Origin of the sequence: Anaerococcus sp. (assembly GCF_022770135.1) — a bacterium.
GTDB lineage: Bacteria > Bacillota > Clostridia > Tissierellales > Peptoniphilaceae > Anaerococcus.
This window is the reverse complement of record NZ_JALEIL010000143.1, coordinates 1-21,454: the sequence shown is the minus strand read 5'-3', so window position 1 is coordinate 21,454 and position 21,454 is coordinate 1. Positions and strand designations below refer to the sequence as shown.

Genomic DNA, 21,454 nt, shown 5'->3' with positions numbered 1-21,454 from the left:
TAATCATCACTTATCAAGAGATCTAGTGTATCTGAAGTTGGAGAGAAGACTCTGAAGGTTGTTTTATCTTTGCTATAAATCGCACCTAGCTTTTCGTCTTCTACCTCCTCATAGGTCAAATTTTTGATTCTATCACTTATTTTAGTTTTTGTTCCAATCATTTATACCATTCCTTATAATTTTATTATCTAATTTAAAATTATTCGCCCATAGTATATTATCGATTTCATTTTTAACCCATTTATTCTTTTCTAGGTAGTCTAGCTCAATTTCTTCTCTATTGACAAGTAAATCCTCAAGGTCTTTGAATATTCTAAACGAATCGTTATACATCATGATCTGATCATACATCACTTTAAAATCATATGGGAAAATATCATAACTTTCTCTTATTAGATTTTCTATAGTATATCTTACCATATCATTAGCATAGTAAAAATTATTTGCATCGTAAGAAGCGGATTCTTTATCATCAACTATTTCCCTGTAGCTATCACCTATAGCATAAAAAGACTTATTTCTCCCTGTATTTTCATAAATACCGCCCCTGGTCGTCAAAATATTTGTCATATTGAGAGCTGAGTTAAGCATATGGAAGTCTTGGTTGTCCAAATTAGCTAGGGTCAAATTATTATATATGTCAGTTGCCTTTAGTATAATTTTAGACCTATATACGTCCAAATCCTCAATAAAGACTATTTTTATTTTCTCTCGGATAATCTTATCCTTATCAATCATATGCTTTAAGGCTAGGATAAATTTGATAGTTTCCTTAGCCATGAAGTATCCTTCATTTGCTTTACCTGAGAAAACATAAGTCTTAGGTGTTATCCTGATATTGGTATTTTCTTTAAAATAATAATATTTATAAGCTATAGCTAAGGCATTTAGTATTTGTCTTTTACTTTCATGAATTATAGAAAGCTGCACATCAAATAAACTATAAGGATTTATCTTCTCTTTTGCCAAATCAATTAGCTCAAGCTTGTTATGGTATTTTGCTTCTTCTAGATCATCTATAAAATTGCTACAATTTCTTAAACTTGCAATCTTAGAAATATCATATGATTTTTTATCAAAGATTTCATATCTTCTAAAAACATCCATGAGTCGAGTATTATTTTTTTCTAGATACATTAACCTATCTGTTCCAAGATTTGTGAATGATAGCTTTCTTCTTGCTGATTTCTCTTCCTTTAAAATTTTAGAAAGGTAAATATAATTGTTTGATAGGGCTAAGTTGATATTTTTAAAATATGCATATCCATTTTTGATCAAAAATGTCTTTGGATCTTCCTCCTGGAGAATTGATTGGATTGAAATAATTGTCTCCAATATTTCTGGATTAACTCTTTTAATCATATCCACCGGATAACTTTCGAGACTATCACTAGTTATAGAAAAGGCAATGTGTTCGAATATCCTTCTTGTTATAAAAATCGCCTCTTTGATATCAATAGAAAATCTGATGTTTAGAATCCTTATAAATTCTACAAGAGCTATAGTTGGGTGTATGTCGTTTGAAAAGATTTTAATTCTCTCATCTATCCCCTCAATTGAACCATATCTATTGATATATCTCTTAAAAATATCTCTAATTGCGCTTGCTGAATAGAAATATTCTTGTTTTAGCCTCAATAATTTTCCATCGTAGGAAGAATCATCTAGATATAGGAATTGATTTATTGAGCTTGCACTCAAATAATCGTCATAGGCCTTAAATAAGTCTCCCCTTGAAAATTCAGAGTAGTTTATTGCCTGGGTTGGTTCTGACTGAAATAGACGGAGTGTGCTTACGAAATCAGCAGCATCATTTACTATCGCTATATCATAGGCAATAGTCTTGTGCTTCTTACCATCTATATCTAGTTCATATGAAAATCCTTTTTTATGCTCCCAATTTGATCCTTCTTCCAGCCAATAATCAGAATATTCAACTTGTTTCCCATCTACAATTCTTTGTTTTAGATTACCATTCTCATATCGGAGTGCATAGGCTACAGATCTTATTTTCTTATTTGCAAGTTCACTTATCAGATAACTCGATCCAATTCCTATATCTCCAACCCCCAGATTGGCCTCTTTTTCAAAAGCAATTACATCTTCATATGAAAATCCAATTTCTTCTAATACATCCCTAATCTCCTCTTCCTTACCGAGTCTTGCTATATTTCTTTCAATAAATTTTCCAGGAAGGTACTCAAAACTTAATATATAGGCCTCAAATTCTTCTTTATCAGACTTGCTGTCTACCCATTTCCTGCCAATATCCTCCATCAAGGCTCTGCATAAACAATCATATACTTCGTTGATTCTCGCATTATTTAAATCTTTAGCATAAAAAGAATACAAAAAGCTTTGTATTCTTTCTAATAAGTTTCTTTCGTTTTTCTTAGTTTGCTTTAATTTCATCGTATAAATTTAAATATTTCTCACCAGACTTTTCCCAGTCATTGTTTTGACCCATAGCATTAGCTACGAGCTTCTTAAACTCCTCTTTATCTTCTTTGTATATTTTCAGAGCATCTTTGATACAGAATAGAAGTTCGTGAGCATTTATATTCGCAAATGAAAATCCAGTTCCTTCTCCTGTATATTCGTTATAGGCTATGACCGTATCCTTTAATCCCCCTGCCTCTCTTACTATTGGCAAGGATCCATATCTCATAGCTATAAGTTGACTTATGCCGCATGGCTCTGAAACACTTGGCATTAGATAAAAATCACTTCCAGCATAAATCTTATGACTTTCATCTCCACTATAATAAATTCTAGCTGCAAGCTTATCAGGGTATTTCCACTCGAAGTATTTAAACATCTCTTCGTATGTGTAATCCCCTGTTCCTAATACAACAAATTGAACGTCTTCTTGAAGAAGTTCATCCATAATGTATCTTACTAGGTCAAGTCCCTTCATTTCAGTCAGTCTCGAACAAATTCCTATCAAAGGGACATCTTCTCTTTCAGGTAGGCCATACATCTTTTGAAGGTCTAACTTATTTTTAACCTTATCATTAATAGAACCAATATCATAATTTTGACTAATTACGCCATCTGTAGAAGGGTTCCAAATATCAAAATCTATACCATTTACTATTCCTGTGAGTTTATACGAATATTTTCTGATAATTCCATCAAGACCTTCGCCATAGAATGGATATTGGATTTCTCTCGCATAGTTTTCAGATACAGTGTTAAAAGCTGTAGAATGGATTATGCCGCCTTTCATAAAGTTAATAGCGTCATAGAATTTTAGGTCGTTTTCGTTAAAATAAGACCCGTCCAGTCCTGCAAGTCTAAGATTCTCAGCATCAAAGACACCTTGGTATTTAAGGTTATGTATTGTAAATAGGGTCCTTACATCTTCATAATAAGCATCTCCCCTTCTAAAATCATTTACAAAAACATTAACCATGGCTGTGTGCCAATCATTAGAGTGGATTATATCAGGATGAAAATTAATTTCTTTTCCTAAAAGGGTACATGCCTTGGAAAAGAAAATAAATCTTTCTGCATCATCGTCGAAACCATAGCATCCTTTTCTATCAAAATATTCTAAGTTATCAATGAAATAGAAAGTAACTCCATCCCATTTGAGCTGATAGACTCCAGCATATTGGTGTTTCCGATCAAGGTCAACATAAAACTCTGTTAACTTTTCCATCTTAGACCTATACTCGTCAGTTATTTCTCCATACAAAGGAAGAACAACTCTACAGTCTACGCCTTTTTTGACAAGCTCCTTTGGAAGAGCCCCTGCTACATCAGCAAGGCCTCCCGTTTTTATAAAAGGAACTGCTTCACCAGTTAGAAAGAGAATATTCATACTATAATCCTTTCTCTAATTTTTCATCTTTTGATGTCACGAATGGATGAGACCTATTACCAAATAGTCTAGTATCCTTATCTACAACAGTCCTCTTGTCAGTTATTGCATAGTTTAGAATAGCCCCATCAGATATCACAGAATCTTGGAAAATCACTGAGTTTTTAATTGTGGCACCCTTTCCAATATCAACGCCCCTAAATATGATAGAATTTTCCACATCGCCTCTTATGATTGAACCATTTGCAATTAGAGAATTCTTTACGTTAGATTCCTTAGTGTAGGAGGTTGAAGGTTCATCTTTTGATTTTGTATAAACCAATCCATCTTCGTAGAAGAGTTGGTCAAAGTCTTCTTTATTTAGTAACTTCATATTTGCTTCAAAGAAGGAATTAATATCTGAAATAATTTCAAATTCCTTATTGTGTCTATAGAAATCTATATTAATATCTCCAGCTAAAGAGAAAATTGCGTTGAGTAGGGACATTTGAGAATTTCTTTCCATTGCAGTCCTTAAGATGCGTAAGAATAAATCTCTCTTTATCAAGATAGAGCCAAGGAATAGATCAATATCTTCACTCATGCCAAGATTTAGACCAACAGAGCAAGGCTTGCCTTCTTCATCAGATGAGATAATTCTTCTATTAAGATAATAACCGTCCTTGTCAACAGTTTTGGAAGAAAATATTAAACAATCAAGGTTATTTGATTCCATTGTTTCCTTTGCGTCAGTTATGTCTACCTTATTGATATACATAGGATTTTTGATGTAAATATAATCGGATGGATGGTCTTCAAAGTATCTTATAGTATCATAATAAGTTTCTATCTCGCTAAAAGTTCCACTAGAGTTATATGAAGGTGTGTTGATTAAAAGGCCACCATTTCTCCTATTTAATTCCCAACTTTTTCCATTACCGATATGATCAAGTGTTGATCTAATCATCCTGTCCGCATACAAAACTACTCTTGAAATATCATGATTGGCTATATTTGATAAAGCAAAGTCTATTATTCTATATCTACCACCGAAAGGAAGCATATAGTCTGGCCTATGTTTGCACAATACACCGTAATTTCTCTCTTTAAATTCTGAACTATATATTAAAGCTACAATATTTGGCATACTATTCCTCCTCAATTCCTTCCTTGCTTACAAGATATACTTTTTCATCATCTTCCTTACCAATACTATCGGTTATTGTCATATCAGATGCGACTACACAATTATAAATCTTAGCACCGCTTTTTACCTTAACCCCGTTTAATAATACAGAGTTATAAACTTCAGCACCTTCTTCTACTTCTACACTTGAGAATAATACCGAATTACTTACCTTACCATCGATAACACAAGCCTCATTAACTAAAGAATCACTTAGCTGTCCAGTTTTTCCTATCCTGTGAGGAGGTAAGTTAAGGGAAGCTGTGTAAATCTTCCAGTTTTCGTCATAAATATCTAACTCGTTTTCAGGATCTATAAGATCTAGGTTTGCTTGCCAGAAGCTCCTTACAGTTCCTACATCTTTCCAATATCCATCAAATTTATAAACGTAAAGATTTAAGCCTTCATCAAGCATCTTAGGAATAATATCCTTACCAAAATCATTAGAGGAATCTTTGTTTTTGCTATCTTCGATTAGTTCTCTTCTTAATACTTGCCAATTGAATATATAAATTCCCATTGAAGCTAGATTTGATTTTGGATTTTCTGGTTTCTCTTCAAATTCAACTATCCTATCTTCATCATTAGTATTCATAATACCAAACCTTGAAGCTTCATCCCAATCAACTTCCATAACAGCTATTGTTGCATCAGCTCCATTTTTCTTATGAACATCTAAAAGCTCTCTGTAGTCCATTTTGTATATATGGTCTCCTGAAAGAATCAGAACATACTCAGGATTAACCTCATCTAGATAATTAATATTTTCATATATAGCAGAGGCTGTACCTTCAAACCATCTACCGCCATCTTCTGTGTAATATGGTGTGAGTATTCTTAGTCCTCCGAAGTTTCTATCGTAGTCCCATGGAGCACCTATCCCTAAGTGTTGGTTAAGTAATTGTGGCTTATATTGGGTAAGCACACCTATATCTTTGATGTCAGAATTTGTGGAGTTACTTAGGGCAAAATCTATAATTTTGTACTTTCCGCCAAAAGGTACAACTGGCTTTGCCATCTCTCTTGTTAAGGCTTTTAGTCTAGAACCTTGTCCTCCTGCTAAAAGCATGGCGCAAATCTTATTAGAATTTCTCATATTTCCTCCTTGATAAGAAAATTTATCTCTTTCTATATATACCCATTGTATAAAAATATATATATCTAATGTATAAAAATTAAACTTAAGTAAAACCTTTTCTCACTTATATTTTAACTAATATCCTATCTTTTGACAAGTAAAACTTTAAAAGTATAATTAATTGAAGGGGGGGTGACTTGGTTTCGACGTGGTCGACGATCCCATGGTTGCAAGTCGTATGCTAAAACGCAAATTGGCAATTAAATATAAACGCAAACAACAATAGCGAAGCAAACTTCGCACTAGCTGCCTAATTTAAGGCAAGCAATAAATATCGAGCTCGTCGCAAGCCTGATATTTGTTTCATAATTTAGCGACAACTATTGTATGTAAGCTTTGCCATACAATTAGTATCATGAAGCTAGCATAAGGATTTTTCGTAAGGTTTTTATTCTTTATGCAAAATTATAAATCTTACTAAGCTTGTAGATGCTATGGAGAAATCTTCCGCGGACAAGGGTTCAAATCCCTTCACCTCCACCACAATAATCAATAGATTACAAAAGTCTTTACACCTATATTTTTAAAGATTCGAATTTCTATAAAAATCAAAAAAAATATAATAGCGTAACATATTTTGTAACAAATTTTAATTACTTATATGCAAAAAAGGAGGCCTAAACCTCCTTTTCATTTGAAAATATTTATATTCAATTATAACTCGTTTATATAAAATCTATTGAATCTAATGTGTATAGATCAAAATCTAAATCCGTAGAATGAAAACCTGCTTTTTCAGAGTATACTCTACTGGTTAGTACATATTCTCCTTCATTCATAAAAATCTCAAGAGAAGACTTATCAGAATATATTCTTATATCACTAATTACATCGATTTTTAGCTGTCTAGATTCTCTCCCAAATGATGAATCACCCATATCTAATCTCAATATTCCATCATTATATGATAGACTTACGTCAGCTCTTAGCTTGATTTCGAAAGAATCTTTAGTATTTTTTGCTAAAGCCTCAAAGATAAAATCATGGTAACTCACTCCCTTTTCTAGACTAATATAATCCGCTCTAAGATTTTTCATCTCTGAAATAGGATTTTGATATAGCTTTCCATTTTTTACAGATAGCTTTCTAGGTATAGTAAGGCAATGCTGCCATTTATAATCAATCGTAGGATTTGTGTATACTGCATCTGGCATACCCATCCAACCTATTAGGATTCTTCTAGATTTTGAATCTTCAAATGTTTGCGGTGCGTAGAAATCAAATCCATAATCTAGTTCGTTAAAGCCACCTAGCTTATAAGTCTTTTCTGAAAGGTCAATTTCTATTGGGAAGTATCCAGCTTGGTAAATATTCTGATATCTATAAGTTTCGCTTTCTACACCTTGAGGGCAGAGAATCAGAAAATCTTTAGAATCAACAGTAAAAAAATCTGGACATTCCCACATGTAACCGAAATCGTAGTCGGTTTCAATCCTCATATGATAGGCGAAATTCTCTAAGTCTTTTGACTTATATACAAGTACAAGTCCTTTATCTTCAAGACTTCTAGCCCCAATAAACATATAATAATATCCATCTTTTTCATATATTTTTGGATCTCTTACATGTTTTGTCATATCTTTTGGATAATCATCATTATCTAAGATTAAATTTTTTTCAGAGTAAGTATAGGCATCTGATACTAGCTTAATGGTATTGTGCTCTCTTCCTTCTTTTATGAAATCATATTCACCATCATGCTTAACATTACCTGTATAAAAGAAGTTTATCCTGTCATCTTTAATAAAAGCAGAACCCGAATAAGCTCCGTCTTTATCAAATTTTGTATCAGGATAAATAAAGATATCTTCTCTTTTATAATTTATGAAATCTACTGTACTAACATGCCCCCAACATGTATCGGATTTATTTTCATCTAAGGGAGAATATTGGTAGTAAATGTGATATCTACCCTTGTATTCGCATAAGCCATTTGGGTCATTGAGCCAACCCGCTTCTGGATATATGTGAAATTTTAACATATTATGATCTTCTTTGGCCCTATCTTTCATCTTGCAAAACTCAGCAAAATTTTCTTCAAATATTTTCTTATCAAGCATATTTTACCCTTATCTTATTTCTTGTAATAAAAATCTTCTGCAGGCTTATCGCCCTTGTATAAGTTTAAATTGACTCTTGATAGTGAATCTAGAAATAACTTATACATTCCAACCATGGTATCTCCATCAATGTAAACAGAATCCATGCTATTATATATACCAATGGCCTCATCACTTTTTATATCATAAGCATTGATTATGTCAGCAGAAATATTAGCTTTTTCCTTAAAATTATCTACACTATTCTTATATTCTTTTAGGAATTGGTCAAGATATTCCTTCTTATCCTGGGCAAATTTCTTATTAACTATAATTACTTCTGAAATGAAATCTCCAACACCCTCTTCTTTTTGTTTGGAAAAGAAAGATAAGATTTCCGAAAAATCGTATAGCTTATAGTCATTCTTGGACCTTAATTTATATAGGTTTGGTTGAGAAACAATAGCTATTGATGATTCATTCTCTTGCTTTAATCTTAGTAATTCATCAAAATTTTTGTAATAAAGTGTACTTATCCCTAATAGATTTTTAGCTACAGATAATTTACTATCTATTAATTTATCATAATCTTCACCAAGATCTGGAATAAGAAGGGTTTTTCCCATCAAATCTTTTGGTGATAGTATATCAGTATCGCTTGTAGCGTAAAGATTATTGAGTAAAGTAATAGCCGCAATCTGGACTCTTCCTCCAGTTTCATTATACAAATTCGCAGCCATAACAGCTGGAACGACTGCTATATCAAAGTTTCCTTCTTCAATACTTTCAAGGTCACTTAAATGTTCTATGTCGTATGAATTTCCAGAAGACTTCTCTAGATCATCAACTATAATATCCGATGCAAAAGTTGTTGTATTTATTCGTATATTTTCAGATATGGGCTTTGATTTATCGAACTTTTCTACTTGTATTTCATCTTTTTTGCTAGGGTTATCCTCTTGCTTGTCGGACTTACAAGAAGTTATAGTTAATGTTGCCATAAGGATAAAAAGAATTTTTCTTAATTTAATCAATGATCTCTCTCCTGTCTTCTAAGGCTCTTTCTAGAGTTAATTGATCAAAGTATTCCAGGTTAGAACCAACTGGTATTCCTTGAGCAAGCTTTGTTATCTTGATATTTCTTTTGGATAGTAAATTCGTTAAAAATAAAACAGTTGTTTCCCCTTCAATAGTTGATGAAATAGCTAGAATTACTTCCTCAATATTCTCTTTTTCAATTCTTTCTAGCAACTTATCAATATTGAGTTGATCAGGACCCAGCCCATCTGAAGGAGAAATTAGCCCGCCTAGAACGTGGTATTTTCCTCTGTAGGCATGCGATTTTTCGATAGCTATTAGATTTCTCACATCTTCTACTATACATAAGTACTCTTCATTTCTTGTTATATCTTTACATATGTCGCAGACTTCATCTTCAGTAAGATTCCCGCAAATCTTACAAGTATGAATTCTATCTTTGACCTCGGTAAGACTTTTAGAAAAATCATCTACCGCTTTGTAGTCAGATTCTACAATAGCCATAGCGAGTCTCTCTGCACTTTTTCTTCCAATTGTAGGTAGTTTTTGAAATTGCTCTATTAAATTCTGTAAAGATTCCGGATATAAAGCCATTACATAAGACCAGGGATGTTGATTCCGCCTGTTAGTTTACCCATTGTCTCCTCGTTGTAGTCGCTTGCCTTCTTGCTAGCATCATTTACAGCAACCATAATCAAATCTTCAAGCATCTCTACATCTTCTGGGTCGACTACATCTGGATTGATTTTTATATTAACAACTTCTTTTTTGCCATTAACAGTAGCTTCTACTACTCCACCTCCAGCAGATGATGAGAATTCTTTTTCTTCTATTTCAGATTGAGCCTTTTCCATTTGCTCTTGCATCTTCTTAACTTGTTTCATCATATTGTTCATATTTGCTGCACCTGGTCTAAATCCGCCTCTTGCCATAATTTACTCCTTTATTTTATAATTAATTCTTCTTTAAATATTTCTTTTAACCTATCTATATTAGATAGATTTTTATTAACATCTTCTTTATTGACTAGACTTTGATTGATATTACTATCATCATTAATTTCGTCTAGTTTTTCTGATTTTTTAGTTTTTTTTTCTTCTTTTTCGTAATTTTCAGATTTTTCTATTTCTGTATTTTCAACCTTATTCTCTGTGAATTTTGAGTAATTATCTACAGAAAAAATTACTTCATCTTTAAGTATTTCATTTAATTCTTTTACAATATCATCAGTCTTGGTTTGGATAAATATTCCATAAAAATCATCTTTCAAATATAATACAAACTCTCCTGGCCTATAGGAATAATTAAAACCATCTTTCTCAAACATTGGCTTTAACATCCTACCAGCAGTTTTTATAATCATATCCCTTATATCATCAGCCATCTTCGTAGGAATATCTATACTCCTAGTCCCATTTACATTTTGAGATAGTTCTTCTAAATCATCATTTATTCTAGAATCTTCTGATCTAGCTAGTGAAGATGCCGATAAGGTGTTACCTTCCGATATTTCATCCTCTACTTCAATCTTATCAGTTTTATTTTCCTTATCTATACTGGCATCTTTTACTTTAAAAGTTTCATTAGTGTTGATATTTTCATATTTACTAAGGTCCAGTTTTGATATTTTATCGTCAACTAATTTATTAATCAGCCCAATTAAATCTTTCTCATTGCCTGATTCCAAGCTTCTGATTCTAGAATCAAGGGATTTAATGTCCTTAGAACTAATAAGTCTTATAGTCATAAGCTCTACTATAAGATCTGTATTATCAGAGCTTTTAAGTTTAGATGAATATTCATTTAATATATCTAGTAAATCAAGCAACCTATCGATTTCAATTTCTCCTGCCCTTTTTTTAATAAAGTCAAATCTTTCTTCGTTATCGAAAAGATCTGGATTTTCACTCATCTTATAAACCATAATATCCCTAAAATAGTTTATAATAGAATCAATTATATCCTTATTAGACTTGTTATTTTCTCTTAAAGAAAATATATAAGAAAGGGCCTGCTTTTGATTAAATGAAAAGATTGATTTCGTAAGCTTATCTATATCATAGAAATCTACCACACCTAGAAGATTTTCTACGTCAGCTAGCTTATAAGATTTTGTATCATAGGATAAGACTTGATCCAAGATGCTAAGAGCATCACGCATGGCTCCCTTTGCTTTTCTAATTATAAGATCTATAGCCTCATTTTCCATTTCTATATCCTTATCTTTGAGGATTATGGATATTTGCTCTTTTATCTTGCTCTTTTCTATCTTATTGAACTCAAAATTTTGTGCTCTGGATAAGATTGTGTTAGGAATCTTATCAATTTCTGTAGTAGCTAAGATAAAAACAAGATGACTTGGTGGCTCTTCCATTATTTTCAGTAAAGCATTGAAGGCCTCTCTCGTTATCATATGGGCCTCGTCTATTATATAGACCTTATACTTAAGCTTATTGGGTGGGTAGATGACATTATCCTTTAGGTTTCTAATATCATCAATCCTTCTATTACTAGCTGCATCCATCTCAATTATATCGATAGTAGATTCATCGTCAATGGCTTTGCAATTCTCACATTCAAGACAGGGAGATCCATCTACAGGATGTAAGCAATTGATGGCTTTTGCAAAGATTTTTGCACAAGTTGTCTTACCACATCCTCTCTCGCCAGCAAAAATATAAGCATGAGAAAAGTTATTATTTTTAACTTGATTTTTTAAGACATTAACGACCCTATCCTGACCTAAAACTTCATCAAAGGTCTTGGGCCTGTATTGTCTATACAAAGCTTTTGCCATATTATTTCCTTTCTATCAGGTTTATTATACCATAAGTCTCCTCTAATAATAAGTAAACATTATCATGAAGAGAAATTTGAACTTTGTTTTGCTTTATTATTTATATGGGGTATAGTCTACTAATGTAGCGAGGAGAGCTGTCCGAGTGGTTGAAGGAGCACGATTGGAAATCGTGTATACGTATTGTAAGCGTATCATGGGTTCAAATCCCATGCTCTCCGCCATGCACTAGACAGGGAGTTAGCGGTGCCTTGTAACCTGCAATCCGCTATAGCAGGGTTTAATTCCCAAGTGAGGGCTTAGGGTTTTTATTAAGACCTTTAAGATTGGTGTTGATTGTTAGAACTTACGCAACAGAAAGCTGTGAATCATGTCAGGACGGGAACGTAGCAGCATTAAGCAGTACTTTCTGTGTGCCGTAAGCCAACCTAACATGAGTCAGTCTTTCTGGACACTGTTACAAATTCTAAGTTCGACCTTGGGTGTGCTTACATATGAGCTAGTCTGAATTATCTAAATGATTTTTTCAGACTAGTTTTTTTCTACATTAAAAATACATATAAATATAATATAATTATTTAAAATAGAATTGAAGGAATATTAAAGTAAACCTAAAGAGGTAGAAAATGATAAGTAAAGTAATCAAAGATATGTTTAATAGACCAACTGAAAACCTAATGATTCCGGCATCTGATGTTGCGACTTGTAATGAAGAAGATACCCTCCTTCATGCTGTCTTAGTATTATCAAATTCGGGCTATCAAATAATTCCAGTTATTGATAGTGAAAACCATGTTAGAGGACTTATTTCTATATCTAACATAGTTACAAGCTTCGATAATCTTTCCTTGTTCGACGAAGAAAAGCTTAATGCAATCAAGGTAAAGGAAGTAATGAATCAGGTTGTTCCCATCCTATTCGATAACTACGATCTTGAAGATGTTCTGAGACTTCTAGTCAATAATAACTTTGTATGTATAACTCACAAGAACGGATATTTTTTGGGAATTATTCCAAGAAAAGTCGCCCTTGAAAGATTCACCCATATAGCCCACAATATAGACTCCGAATATGACCTTGTTGAAAAAATTAATAATTTAGTATAAATAAAAGTTCGCACCTAGTTAATCGATAACTCTAGTGCGAACTTTAATTATTTTATCCTGAAAATAGCTGATCCAAATGGCATGATATTAATACTATCGCCCTTATTTAGACTTCCGTTAATATTTCCACTTCCCTTATATTTTAGATCCTCAGTGTTAATTATTTCTTCCAAATCATATGGAGATTCGATCTTATAGTCTATATCAGTGAAGTTTATTACTACCAGAAAGCTATCCTTTTTATAAGTCCTCTTGTAAGCATAAAGACTGTATCCTTCCACGTCAAGTAAGGCAACTTCGCTATCTTCATCACTTAAACAATTTTCTTTTATAAATAAATCCGTAATGTCCTTATAAAAGGTATTGAAATCTTCTACGTTATTTTCAAATATCTTAAAATCAAATTTGTTATATACAGAGAATGTCTTAAGGTCTCCTGAGTCATCTCCCATAAAAAGCATCTTAGGAGATTTGAGTGAATATAAGAAGGTAAACAAGGTTTTAAGTTGTTCTAATTTCTTATCATTTGAGTACATTTTCATAGCAAGACTTGCCTCATTTAAGAAAGAGTCAACATAGGAAAATCCTAAAAGATTTTTGTCTGTAGCTTTATTTATCAAATCTATAATAAAGTTTTTGTAATGGTCCCTTTTCATAGGGTCATCTTTTAGCATATTGATACAAGCCTTAGTCTTATTGTCAAATACCATATCAAAATCAATATCATTTTTATATTCTCCACTAAAGCTAGCAAGGCTTAAGGCCTTAGATTTTTTGATATGAGTATTTAATTTAGATAAAAACTCTGAAGCTTCTTTGTTTATTCCCCTATTCTTATCTCCTTGCCAATACAAAATATTTTCTATGGCAGGAAAATAAATTCCATCGACCTTATATTCTTTCAAATAATAATCTACAGCACTTTGTACATAAGATTGACTTAAGGGCCTACTTAGGTCAAAATTAATGGATCCATGATAATTATATAGAATATCATCATAAGGGTAATTATAAATATTATTTCCATCGAAATTTATTAGTCCCATACTATCGGGATCAAACTCCCCTATATCAAGTTCTACTAAGACCTTTATTTTATTCTTATGAGCCAAATCAATAAATTGCCTAAAAGAGACTAAATCCCCGTACCTATTTGAATAAGAAAACAAATTCATAGGGGCATAGCCCATGGACTTGTAATTTTGATATTCATTTACTGGCATAAGAAGAATTGTGTCGTAATTATTTTCCTTGACATGATCTATTATGGACTTAAAAATCTCATCAGCTGACTTTTCCTTAGTCTTGAATAAAGATCCCAGAAAAACTTGTAAAATATTTTTAGCTTCAGTCCTAATCTGCCTATTCCTATATTTAAATGTGTCATCACAAATTACTGCTGTTTTTTCTATATAATTTATGGACTTTGCGAATGGATCAATTTTCTTTTCTTCTCTATCTCCATCTTTCATTATAAATTGATAAGCATCTCCGATTTTAGCCTGGTCAATTGTTATAGAAAAAACTCCTGTCGAATACTTTCTCATAGCTTGTCTTTCCCAATTGGTAAAGTCACCAATAATGTATGCCTCGCTAGTATTTGGAGCGAGTAGTCTAAATATATATCCCTTATCCTTCTTATGGGCTCCAAAAAACTTGTAACCGTCAAAGGATTTAGCTTCTAAATAATCTCTTGTATTCATAATCTACTCCTTTAATACATTATACTATTACTATTAAAAAAAGCAGGCCATTACTGACCTGCCTTGTATGTTTCTAACATTTCATCTGCTATTTCTATCATCATTGAATTAACTTTTTGGGACCATTCTGGATCAGAAGCATATGATGTACCTATGCCTTTTGCTGAAACTCCATTAAAATAAGTTCCATTCTTATCTAAATATTCTTCCTTAAGATGTTTAGCAACTGTATCGATTGAATCCTTAGGGTCTTTGAAATTACTTGCCATATTATAAGGATCGTGATCAATTGCATTAAATCCAAAAAGATTGTTCTTTTCCTTAAACAAATCACTTGTTCCATTTCCGGTTTCGTGTTTGGCCATGGCCATTAGCAATAATGGATTAATCCCGTATTTTTCGGAAACTTCTTTGAAGTCTTGACCCAATCCATAAAGACCTGTATCAGCCAAGCCAGAATCTAGCTCACTTCCTGTAAAAGGTATATCTTGTACGAGATAAAAATAGCTTTTGCTATTAACATTATCGCATCCAATCTCAATTGCCTTATCTAGATCTTTATCTAACTTATCAAATCTTTCTTTCTTCATATCTCTAAGATTGTAAGTTTCGGCATTAATCTTCTGCAAACCATAATACATTAGGTCTTTTTTCTCTTTTGAGCTAGCATAAGATTTGGTGTTAGCCAAAGTAATTCCTAGAGTTAGTATAGCGGCTGTACTTATTAATTTTTTAATAGAATTTCTTACCTTCATAACTATCCCCTTATCTATTATTTAATTATATATTAAATTATAGATAATGCAAGGACTTACTTGAGAGATCTGGATCCTGGCTTTGTTGCTGGGATATTTTTTAACTCATCAGGAATTTCGTCCTCATCCCAGGTATCTACGTCAATTTTAGTTGCAGAAATTATTGGAAGTCCATTTATTTCATCTTTATTGGACCTATTTACAATTGATGTCAAAGCGAGGACTTCTGCTCCACAAGACCTAATTACATCAACAGTTTCAAATGAAGACTTGCCTGTTGTGATTACATCTTCTACTATTATAACCTTCATGCCTTCTTTGATTTCAAAGCCTCTTCTTAGGGTCATCCTACCATTTTCTCTTTCGGTAAATATAGCATTTACTCCAAGCTTTCTAGCAAGTTCATAAGATATGATTACTCCACCCATTGCAGGGCCCACGCATAGGTCAACTTCGATACCTTTTTCCTTAAGCTTTTCTCCTATTATCTGAGCAACTTCTTCACAATAAACAGGATTTTCTATTAACTTAGCACATTGTATGTATTTGTTTGAATGCTTGCCACTTGATAGTATGAAGTGACCTTCCAAAAGCGCGTCCGATTTTTTAAGTAGTTCTAGTGTTTTATCCATATTTTCCTCCTAAATTATTCCCCTTATTTCTTCAAGACTTTCTATTTTTTCTTCTCTCATGAAATTTGATATTCCATCTATAATATTTTCCATCGACTTATAATCTATAAAATTTGCAGTTCCAACTTGGATTGCAGAAGCTCCCGCCATAATAAATTCTATGGCATCCTCGTAAGTCATAATTCCACCCATGCCAATAACAGGAATATTTACAGCAGATGTAGCCTCATAGGTCATCCTAACAGCTATTGGTTTTACACAAGGACCTGAAAGTCCTGCAGTTTTATTTTCAAATACTGGTTTTCTTCTTCTGATATCTATAGCCATAGCGTTTATAGTATTGATTAAAGAAATTGCATCCGCTCCCTCATCTTCAGCGATTTTGGCAAACTCGCCAATAGATCCAACGTTAGGAGATAGTTTCACTATTAAAGGCTTTTTAGTTACATTTCTAACCTTCTTTATTACTTCGCATGCCTTCTTAGGCTCAGTACCAAAGGCCATTCCTCCTTCTTTGACATTAGGACAAGATATGTTAAGCTCAATCATAGGGACACTTGTCTTATCTAAGATCTCAGCTCCCCTTACATAATCATCTACGCTATGACCTCCTAGGTTTGCAATAGCAACCGTATCAAATTTCTCGAGAAAAGGTAATTCTTCTTTTGTGAAGTAATCGATACCTGGGTTTTGTAGGCCAATCGAGTTCATTATACCTGATGCAGTCTCATGGATCCTAACTCCCTTGTTACCTAAATTCCTGTGAAGAGTAAGACCTTTGGAGCAGATTCCACCTAATTTATTTAGATCTATATATTCAGAAAACTCCTTACCAAAGCCAAAAGTTCCACTTGCAGCTATAACTGGATTTTTAAATTCTACTCCAGCAATTTTTACCTTTGTATTCATCCAAAGACCTCCTTGCTATCAAAGACAGGACCGTCCTTACAAACTCTTAGGAACTCTCCATCAGACTTTTCTATAGTACAACCTAGACAAGCTCCAATTCCACAGGCCATGTGAGCTTCCATAGATACTTCCATAGGAATATCTCTTGCCTTTTCATAAAGAGCTTTAAGCATTGGATTTGGTCCGCATGCGTAAATATAATCATAGTCCTTAGGATTTATAGCATCCGTTATGAATTTCTTGTCGTAGAAATCACTAGTAGTAACAACTTTGTTTACAAAGGGCTCAAACTCTTCCATATAGTAAGGATCTTTGGCAAATCCCGCATAAAAATCACACTTTTCTTCAAGGCTTTTTACCAAATATAAAAGTGGAGCTATACCAATGCCCCCACCTACTACTGCAATTTTCTTTCCCTTTTTGAGATTGAAGCCATTTCCAAGAGGGCCTAGGAGTTGTACCTCAGCATCTTTCTTAAGGCTTGCCATAATTTCAGTCCCCTTTCCTACAACCTGATAGAGGAAGGATAGTTCACCATCTTTTTCATCGCAAACTCCAAAAGGTCTAGATAAAAGTGGATCTTGCCTAAAGGAATCTGACCTAAACATAAAAAACTGTCCAGGCCTTGCCTTCATATCGCAAGCTAGCTTCATTAGGTAGATTCCTTGGGATATTTCTCTATTTTCTTTTATTATAGCTTTCTTATAGGACTTCATTTGCTTTAATTTCCTCATAAGTTTCTATAGCTTTTTTTCTAGCATAATATCCAACTTTTTCGCTGCCATCTTCATAATTTTGCCAGTTTTTAAGTATTGCCCTAGAAGAGTTTACTACTCCACCATTTAGCCCTTCTAGGAGCTTGTAAACATTCATGCTATCTGCTTTCTGTGCACCAAATCCAGGAATTAGGAAAAACATTCTATCATATCTTTTTCTGATTTTTTCAACTTCTTCGCTATGTGTTGCACCAACTACAAGTCCTATTGGTCCAAAGCCTGACTTTCCTATATACTTATCATTAAGCTCTTTCATCCTATCTCCTACCTTGTAGAAGAACTCTTCCCCATCAACTGGAAGGACTTCGAAGTCCTTGGCTCCAGGATTTGATGTTCTTAGAAGAACAAAGACACCCTTTTCTCCTCTTTCTATGTATTCTTCATAAGGCTCGATTGAATCCATTCCCATATATGGATTCAGAGTTATAAAATCCGTCTCGAAATCTCCCTCAAAGTGTGCCTTGGCATACATCTTGGCACTTGCTGCTATGTCACTTCTTTTTACATCTCCAATAGATAGGAGATCTTTTTCTCTAAGGTAAGAAAGTGTGTCCCTGTAGGCAATCATTCCCTCGATACCATAGGATTCGTAATAGGCAATTTGTAGTTTATAGATTGCACATACATCATAGGTCTGATCTATTATTTCTCTGTTATAAGAAAAAAGTGCCTCGCTAACACTTTTTCCTGCTTTCATATTTTCCGGAATATAATCAATGGAGCTATCAAGTCCAATACATACAAATCCATTCTTTGAAACTTTTTCGTATAATTTATCTATTATCTTCATATTTTAGTATTCCTTTCTTGTAAACTTTTTTAACTCTTCCAGGAAGTTTTTGTCCAATCATTAGTGAATTCTTTGACTTAGATAGAATTTCTTCTTCCTTATAGGTATATTCTTCGTCTAAATCTATTAGGACGAAATCTGCCTCGAATCCCTTTTCAAGCTTACCCTTATTTAAGCCAAGAATCCTTGCGGGATTGGTAGACATTATTTCTACTAGCTTGTTTAGAGAAATTTCACCGCTTTTAACTAGAACTTTAAAGCAGGTCGAAAAGGCTGTCTCAAGACCAATAAAGCCAGGAGCTCCCTTATCTTTCTCCTCTTTTGTGTGAGGGGCGTGATCGGTAGAAATTGCATCTACGTAACCCTCCTTTATCATTTGAATGAGGAATTTCCTATCAATTTCTTTTCTTATTGGAGGATTGACCTTCATCTCTTCTCTTTCTTTATTAGAAAAATTTATATGGTGAGGGGTTACTTCGCATGTTATAGGAGCGCCTAAGTCTTTGAAGTATTTTATGGCTGTCATTGCTCCCTTTGTGGATACATGGCAGAAATGGATTGGGGAGTCTAGTTTGTAGGCAAGGTAGCAATCTCTTATGGTCATAGCATCTTCTGCTATCTCATAATCCTTCCTAGAAACTCTTTCAACTTCTTCGTGAAGGGCAAGCTTTACTCCCAATTCCTTTGCTTTGAGGATAGCCTCATACATGATATTATCATCATTTACTCCCCTACCATCATCTGAGAGAAACTTAACGGATGCTGGCATTTTTTCTAGATGGTCTAAGCTTTTCCCTCCAAGATTTTCAGTTATGGTGTAGACTTGCTCTACATCGATTAAATCTAAATCTTTACTTCTTCCTATAATATCTTCATAGACATCAGGGCTTGATACTGGTGGATTCGTATTTCCCATAAGAAGGACAGATGTAAATCCTCCCTTAAGGGCTGCCCTGGATCCTGTTTCTATGTCCTCCTTGTAGGTAAAACCTGGATCTCTAAAGTGAACGTGGAGATCTGTGAAGGCTGGAACTAGGGCGAGGTTTTTGCAATCAATAACTTCCGTATCTTCGTCCTTTTCAAATTCTTCAACAATTATTCCATCTTCGACATAGATAGGTTTTCTTGTAATCTTTATGTCGTCAAAGCCATAAAAGTTAGTAAAAATCTGTTTCATCTATTCTTCCACATCATAAATATGGCCGCAGTAGGCACACTTGTAGTTCTTTTCTTTTTCATCTATTAGAATGAAGTCACTTTCTACAGATCTTTCGCTAGTTGATACGCATTTAGGATTTTGACAGTTTAAGATTCCCTTAACTTCCTTTGGAAGCTTTAAGCTTAGCTTTTCAACAACCTTCTCGTCTTTGATGATATTTATTGTAGCTGATGGGTCAATGATTGATACTATATCAAGATTTATGTCGATGTTGTTTGCAATCTTTAGGATGTCTTTTCTTCCGTGTTGGGTAGATTTTGCATTTAATATTATTGCGACCTCATCTTTAAGATGTCTTAGGTCAAGTTTGTTGAATATTTCCATTCCAAGTCCTGCCTTGATGTGGTCGATTACGATACCTTCTTTTATACTAGTTATTTCTATCATTGTTTGCCTCCAAAAGTTTTAAAATTAGCGCCATTCTTACATACATACCAAACTTAACTTGTTTGAAATAAACTGCACGAGGATCTGAGTCAACTTCGGTTGCAATCTCAGTCACTCTTGGGAGTGGATGTAGAACTATACAATCCTCTTTTGCAGCTTGCATTTTTTCTTTATCTAGTAGGTAAGAGTCCTTAAGTCTTGTGTATTGGGCTTGAGAGAAGAATCTTTCCTTTTGAATCCTGGTCATATATAATATGTCCAACTGATCCATCACATCATCCAGGCTTCTAACCTCTTCGAAATTATTAGTTCCATCAGCAAATACTTCCTTTTTTACATATTCCGGAAGCTTTAATTCTTCTGGAGATATGAGGATGAATTTATTGTCTGGGAACATACTCATTACTTTAAGAAGCGAGTGAACTGTTCTTCCATATTTAAGATCCCCACATAGACCTATAACGTGACCTGAAAGATCTTTCTTATAATTTGATATTGTGAGGATATCGGTAAGAGTTTGAGTTGGATGTTGGTGGCCACCGTCTCCTGCATTTATTATCGGACAATCCGCAGTCTTGCTTGCAAGAAAGGCTGCTCCCTCTTGTGGATGGCGCATGGCGATAATATCGGCGTATTGGCTTACTGTTCTTACTGTATCTGCAAGGCTTTCTCCTTTTGTTGATGAGGATACTCCTGCATCCGAAAATCCTACTACAGATCCACCTAACCTTAGCATGGCTGATTCAAATGATAATCTAGTCCTAGTTGAAGGCTCAAAAAAAAGAGTCCCTAATATCTTTCCGTCTGCACAATGGGAAAAATCATCAGGACTCTTATAAATAGCATTACCTAAATCAATTATCTCTAGTAAGTCGTCTTTTGTCAAATCAAATGAATTTAATAAATTTTTTATAGAAATCATCGTTTACTCCTTAAGTTTTTTTTATTATATCACGAAATAAACGAATGTCAAAATTTTTATAGATCTTCTCTTAATTCAGTTATTGATTTATTTGTTACATTTTTTCTATCGATGCCTAAATCATCAATGATTTCATCGATTTTTGATTGATTGGAAAATTCTATTTCCATATATGGTTCTGGGTAAGTTTCTTTATCCCAAATATCAATATCAAATCTTTGATTCTTGTATCTGTAGGAGATTCTTTCCTTC

19 protein-coding genes, 1 tRNA gene, 2 other RNA genes and 1 pseudogene are annotated in these 21,454 nt (G+C 33.5%); 4 read left to right on the top strand and 19 right to left on the bottom strand.

What is annotated here, in order from left to right; all coding sequences use genetic code 11:
* Positions 1 to 141: 141 nt before the first annotated feature.
* Genes MRZ08_RS07465 through MRZ08_RS07450 form a run of 4 tightly spaced genes read right to left on the bottom strand, consistent with a single transcriptional unit; the run spans position 142 to position 6,087 of the window.
* Positions 142 to 2,412 (bottom strand): glycogen/starch/alpha-glucan phosphorylase, encoded by a 2,271-nt coding sequence (locus tag MRZ08_RS07465; RefSeq protein ID WP_297381236.1) that lies wholly within the window; start codon positions 2,410 to 2,412, stop codon positions 142 to 144.
* Positions 2,393 to 3,826: a glycogen synthase GlgA gene (gene glgA / locus MRZ08_RS07460; RefSeq protein WP_297381233.1), complete on the bottom strand. Its 1,434-nt coding sequence runs from the start codon at positions 3,824 to 3,826 to the stop codon at positions 2,393 to 2,395. The genes MRZ08_RS07465 and glgA overlap by 20 nt, the downstream gene beginning before the upstream one ends.
* 1 nt (position 3,827) lies before the next feature.
* The gene (glgD, locus tag MRZ08_RS07455) at positions 3,828 to 4,952 is read right to left on the bottom strand and encodes a glucose-1-phosphate adenylyltransferase subunit GlgD (RefSeq protein WP_297381230.1); all 1,125 of its coding nucleotides are present in this window, start codon (positions 4,950 to 4,952) and stop codon (positions 3,828 to 3,830) included.
* A gap of 1 nt (position 4,953) precedes the next feature.
* Positions 4,954 to 6,087, bottom strand: a complete 1,134-nt coding sequence (locus tag MRZ08_RS07450) for a glucose-1-phosphate adenylyltransferase (protein ID WP_297381228.1) — start codon at positions 6,085 to 6,087, stop codon at positions 4,954 to 4,956.
* Positions 6,088 to 6,257: 170 nt separating this feature from the next.
* On the opposite strand from MRZ08_RS07450, the gene ssrA reads away from it, so the two are divergent.
* Positions 6,258 to 6,612, top strand: a transfer-messenger RNA (tmRNA) gene (ssrA, locus tag MRZ08_RS07445).
* A gap of 182 nt (positions 6,613 to 6,794) precedes the next feature.
* On the opposite strand, the gene MRZ08_RS07440 is transcribed toward ssrA, so the two are convergent.
* From MRZ08_RS07440 to dnaX, 5 genes are read right to left on the bottom strand one after another with little or no spacing between them, the layout of a single operon-like run.
* Positions 6,795 to 8,189, bottom strand: a complete 1,395-nt coding sequence (locus MRZ08_RS07440; protein ID WP_297381225.1) for a glycoside hydrolase family 32 protein — start codon at positions 8,187 to 8,189, stop codon at positions 6,795 to 6,797.
* Between the two features lie 14 nt (positions 8,190 to 8,203).
* Positions 8,204 to 9,202 (bottom strand): hypothetical protein, encoded by a 999-nt coding sequence (locus tag MRZ08_RS07435; RefSeq protein WP_297381223.1) that lies wholly within the window; start codon positions 9,200 to 9,202, stop codon positions 8,204 to 8,206.
* Positions 9,195 to 9,800 (bottom strand): recombination mediator RecR, encoded by a 606-nt coding sequence (gene recR / locus MRZ08_RS07430; RefSeq protein WP_297381222.1) that lies wholly within the window; start codon positions 9,798 to 9,800, stop codon positions 9,195 to 9,197. The genes MRZ08_RS07435 and recR overlap by 8 nt, the downstream gene beginning before the upstream one ends.
* The gene (locus MRZ08_RS07425; RefSeq protein WP_297381221.1) at positions 9,800 to 10,138 is read right to left on the bottom strand and encodes a YbaB/EbfC family nucleoid-associated protein; all 339 of its coding nucleotides are present in this window, start codon (positions 10,136 to 10,138) and stop codon (positions 9,800 to 9,802) included. Before MRZ08_RS07425 ends, recR begins: the two co-directional genes overlap by 1 nt.
* An 11-nt stretch (positions 10,139 to 10,149) precedes the next feature.
* Positions 10,150 to 12,003 carry a DNA polymerase III subunit gamma/tau gene (gene dnaX / locus MRZ08_RS07420; RefSeq protein ID WP_297381218.1) on the bottom strand — a complete coding sequence of 618 codons (1,854 nt, stop codon included), beginning with the start codon at positions 12,001 to 12,003 and terminating at the stop codon, positions 10,150 to 10,152.
* Between the two features lie 131 nt (positions 12,004 to 12,134).
* Here dnaX and MRZ08_RS07415 point away from each other — a divergent pair.
* The 3 genes from MRZ08_RS07415 to cbpB all read left to right on the top strand — a co-directional run bounded on the left by MRZ08_RS07415 (position 12,135) and on the right by cbpB (position 13,109).
* Positions 12,135 to 12,227: transfer RNA gene (locus MRZ08_RS07415), tRNA-Ser, on the top strand.
* An RNA gene (gene ffs / locus MRZ08_RS07410) (signal recognition particle sRNA large type) lies at positions 12,227 to 12,493 on the top strand. Before MRZ08_RS07415 ends, ffs begins: the two co-directional genes overlap by 1 nt.
* Before the next feature lie 136 nt (positions 12,494 to 12,629).
* Positions 12,630 to 13,109: a cyclic-di-AMP-binding protein CbpB gene (gene cbpB / locus MRZ08_RS07405; protein WP_297381215.1), complete on the top strand. Its 480-nt coding sequence runs from the start codon at positions 12,630 to 12,632 to the stop codon at positions 13,107 to 13,109.
* A gap of 47 nt (positions 13,110 to 13,156) precedes the next feature.
* On the opposite strand, the gene MRZ08_RS07400 is transcribed toward cbpB, so the two are convergent.
* The 10 genes and pseudogenes from MRZ08_RS07400 to MRZ08_RS07355 form a co-directional block, all read right to left on the bottom strand.
* Positions 13,157 to 14,812: a glycogen-branching protein gene (locus MRZ08_RS07400; RefSeq protein ID WP_297381211.1), complete on the bottom strand. Its 1,656-nt coding sequence runs from the start codon at positions 14,810 to 14,812 to the stop codon at positions 13,157 to 13,159.
* A 50-nt stretch (positions 14,813 to 14,862) separates the two neighbouring features.
* Positions 14,863 to 15,567 carry a glucosaminidase domain-containing protein gene (locus MRZ08_RS07395; protein ID WP_297381208.1) on the bottom strand — a complete coding sequence of 235 codons (705 nt, stop codon included), beginning with the start codon at positions 15,565 to 15,567 and terminating at the stop codon, positions 14,863 to 14,865.
* Between the two features lie 56 nt (positions 15,568 to 15,623).
* Entirely contained in the window at positions 15,624 to 16,199 is a 576-nt protein-coding gene (pyrE, locus tag MRZ08_RS07390) for an orotate phosphoribosyltransferase (protein WP_297381205.1), read from the bottom strand.
* Positions 16,200 to 16,208: 9 nt separating this feature from the next.
* A complete protein-coding gene (locus MRZ08_RS07385) occupies positions 16,209 to 17,108 on the bottom strand; it encodes a dihydroorotate dehydrogenase (protein ID WP_297381202.1) in 900 nt (299 codons plus the stop codon).
* Positions 17,105 to 17,824: a dihydroorotate dehydrogenase electron transfer subunit gene (locus tag MRZ08_RS07380; RefSeq protein ID WP_297381199.1), complete on the bottom strand. Its 720-nt coding sequence runs from the start codon at positions 17,822 to 17,824 to the stop codon at positions 17,105 to 17,107. Before MRZ08_RS07380 ends, MRZ08_RS07385 begins: the two co-directional genes overlap by 4 nt.
* On the bottom strand, positions 17,811 to 18,674 hold the full coding sequence (gene pyrF / locus MRZ08_RS07375) for an orotidine-5'-phosphate decarboxylase (RefSeq protein ID WP_297381197.1): 864 nt from the start codon (positions 18,672 to 18,674) through the stop codon (positions 17,811 to 17,813). Before pyrF ends, MRZ08_RS07380 begins: the two co-directional genes overlap by 14 nt.
* Entirely contained in the window at positions 18,658 to 19,851 is a 1,194-nt protein-coding gene (locus tag MRZ08_RS07370; protein ID WP_297381194.1) for a dihydroorotase, read from the bottom strand. Before MRZ08_RS07370 ends, pyrF begins: the two co-directional genes overlap by 17 nt.
* Entirely contained in the window at positions 19,852 to 20,280 is a 429-nt protein-coding gene (locus MRZ08_RS07365; RefSeq protein WP_297381192.1) for an aspartate carbamoyltransferase regulatory subunit, read from the bottom strand.
* The gene (pyrB, locus tag MRZ08_RS07360; protein WP_297381189.1) at positions 20,264 to 21,202 is read right to left on the bottom strand and encodes an aspartate carbamoyltransferase; all 939 of its coding nucleotides are present in this window, start codon (positions 21,200 to 21,202) and stop codon (positions 20,264 to 20,266) included. Before pyrB ends, MRZ08_RS07365 begins: the two co-directional genes overlap by 17 nt.
* Before the next feature lie 56 nt (positions 21,203 to 21,258).
* A pseudogene (locus MRZ08_RS07355) lies at positions 21,259 to 21,454 on the bottom strand (adenylate cyclase); the annotation flags it as partial.

What these genes read in the sequence shown, in the direction of transcription:
- MRZ08_RS07465 (WP_297381236.1), bottom strand. Translation starts at nt 2,412, where the DNA reads ATGAAATTAAAGCAAACTAAGAAAAACGAAAGAAACTTATTAGAAAGA.
- glgA (WP_297381233.1), bottom strand. Translation starts at nt 3,826, where the DNA reads ATGAATATTCTCTTTCTAACTGGTGAAGCAGTTCCTTTTATAAAAACG.
- glgD (WP_297381230.1), bottom strand. Translation starts at nt 4,952, where the DNA reads ATGCCAAATATTGTAGCTTTAATATATAGTTCAGAATTTAAAGAGAGA.
- MRZ08_RS07450 (WP_297381228.1), bottom strand. Translation starts at nt 6,087, where the DNA reads ATGAGAAATTCTAATAAGATTTGCGCCATGCTTTTAGCAGGAGGACAA.
- MRZ08_RS07440 (WP_297381225.1), bottom strand. Translation starts at nt 8,189, where the DNA reads ATGCTTGATAAGAAAATATTTGAAGAAAATTTTGCTGAGTTTTGCAAG.
- recR (WP_297381222.1), bottom strand. Translation starts at nt 9,800, where the DNA reads ATGGCTTTATATCCGGAATCTTTACAGAATTTAATAGAGCAATTTCAA.
- MRZ08_RS07425 (WP_297381221.1), bottom strand. Translation starts at nt 10,138, where the DNA reads ATGGCAAGAGGCGGATTTAGACCAGGTGCAGCAAATATGAACAATATG.
- dnaX (WP_297381218.1), bottom strand. Translation starts at nt 12,003, where the DNA reads ATGGCAAAAGCTTTGTATAGACAATACAGGCCCAAGACCTTTGATGAA.
- cbpB (WP_297381215.1), top strand. Translation starts at nt 12,630, where the DNA reads ATGATAAGTAAAGTAATCAAAGATATGTTTAATAGACCAACTGAAAAC.
- MRZ08_RS07400 (WP_297381211.1), bottom strand. Translation starts at nt 14,812, where the DNA reads ATGAATACAAGAGATTATTTAGAAGCTAAATCCTTTGACGGTTACAAG.
- MRZ08_RS07395 (WP_297381208.1), bottom strand. Translation starts at nt 15,567, where the DNA reads ATGAAGGTAAGAAATTCTATTAAAAAATTAATAAGTACAGCCGCTATA.
- pyrE (WP_297381205.1), bottom strand. Translation starts at nt 16,199, where the DNA reads ATGGATAAAACACTAGAACTACTTAAAAAATCGGACGCGCTTTTGGAA.
- MRZ08_RS07385 (WP_297381202.1), bottom strand. Translation starts at nt 17,108, where the DNA reads ATGAATACAAAGGTAAAAATTGCTGGAGTAGAATTTAAAAATCCAGTT.
- MRZ08_RS07380 (WP_297381199.1), bottom strand. Translation starts at nt 17,824, where the DNA reads ATGAAGTCCTATAAGAAAGCTATAATAAAAGAAAATAGAGAAATATCC.
- pyrF (WP_297381197.1), bottom strand. Translation starts at nt 18,674, where the DNA reads ATGAAGATAATAGATAAATTATACGAAAAAGTTTCAAAGAATGGATTT.
- MRZ08_RS07370 (WP_297381194.1), bottom strand. Translation starts at nt 19,851, where the DNA reads ATGAAACAGATTTTTACTAACTTTTATGGCTTTGACGACATAAAGATT.
- MRZ08_RS07365 (WP_297381192.1), bottom strand. Translation starts at nt 20,280, where the DNA reads ATGATAGAAATAACTAGTATAAAAGAAGGTATCGTAATCGACCACATC.
- pyrB (WP_297381189.1), bottom strand. Translation starts at nt 21,202, where the DNA reads ATGATTTCTATAAAAAATTTATTAAATTCATTTGATTTGACAAAAGAC.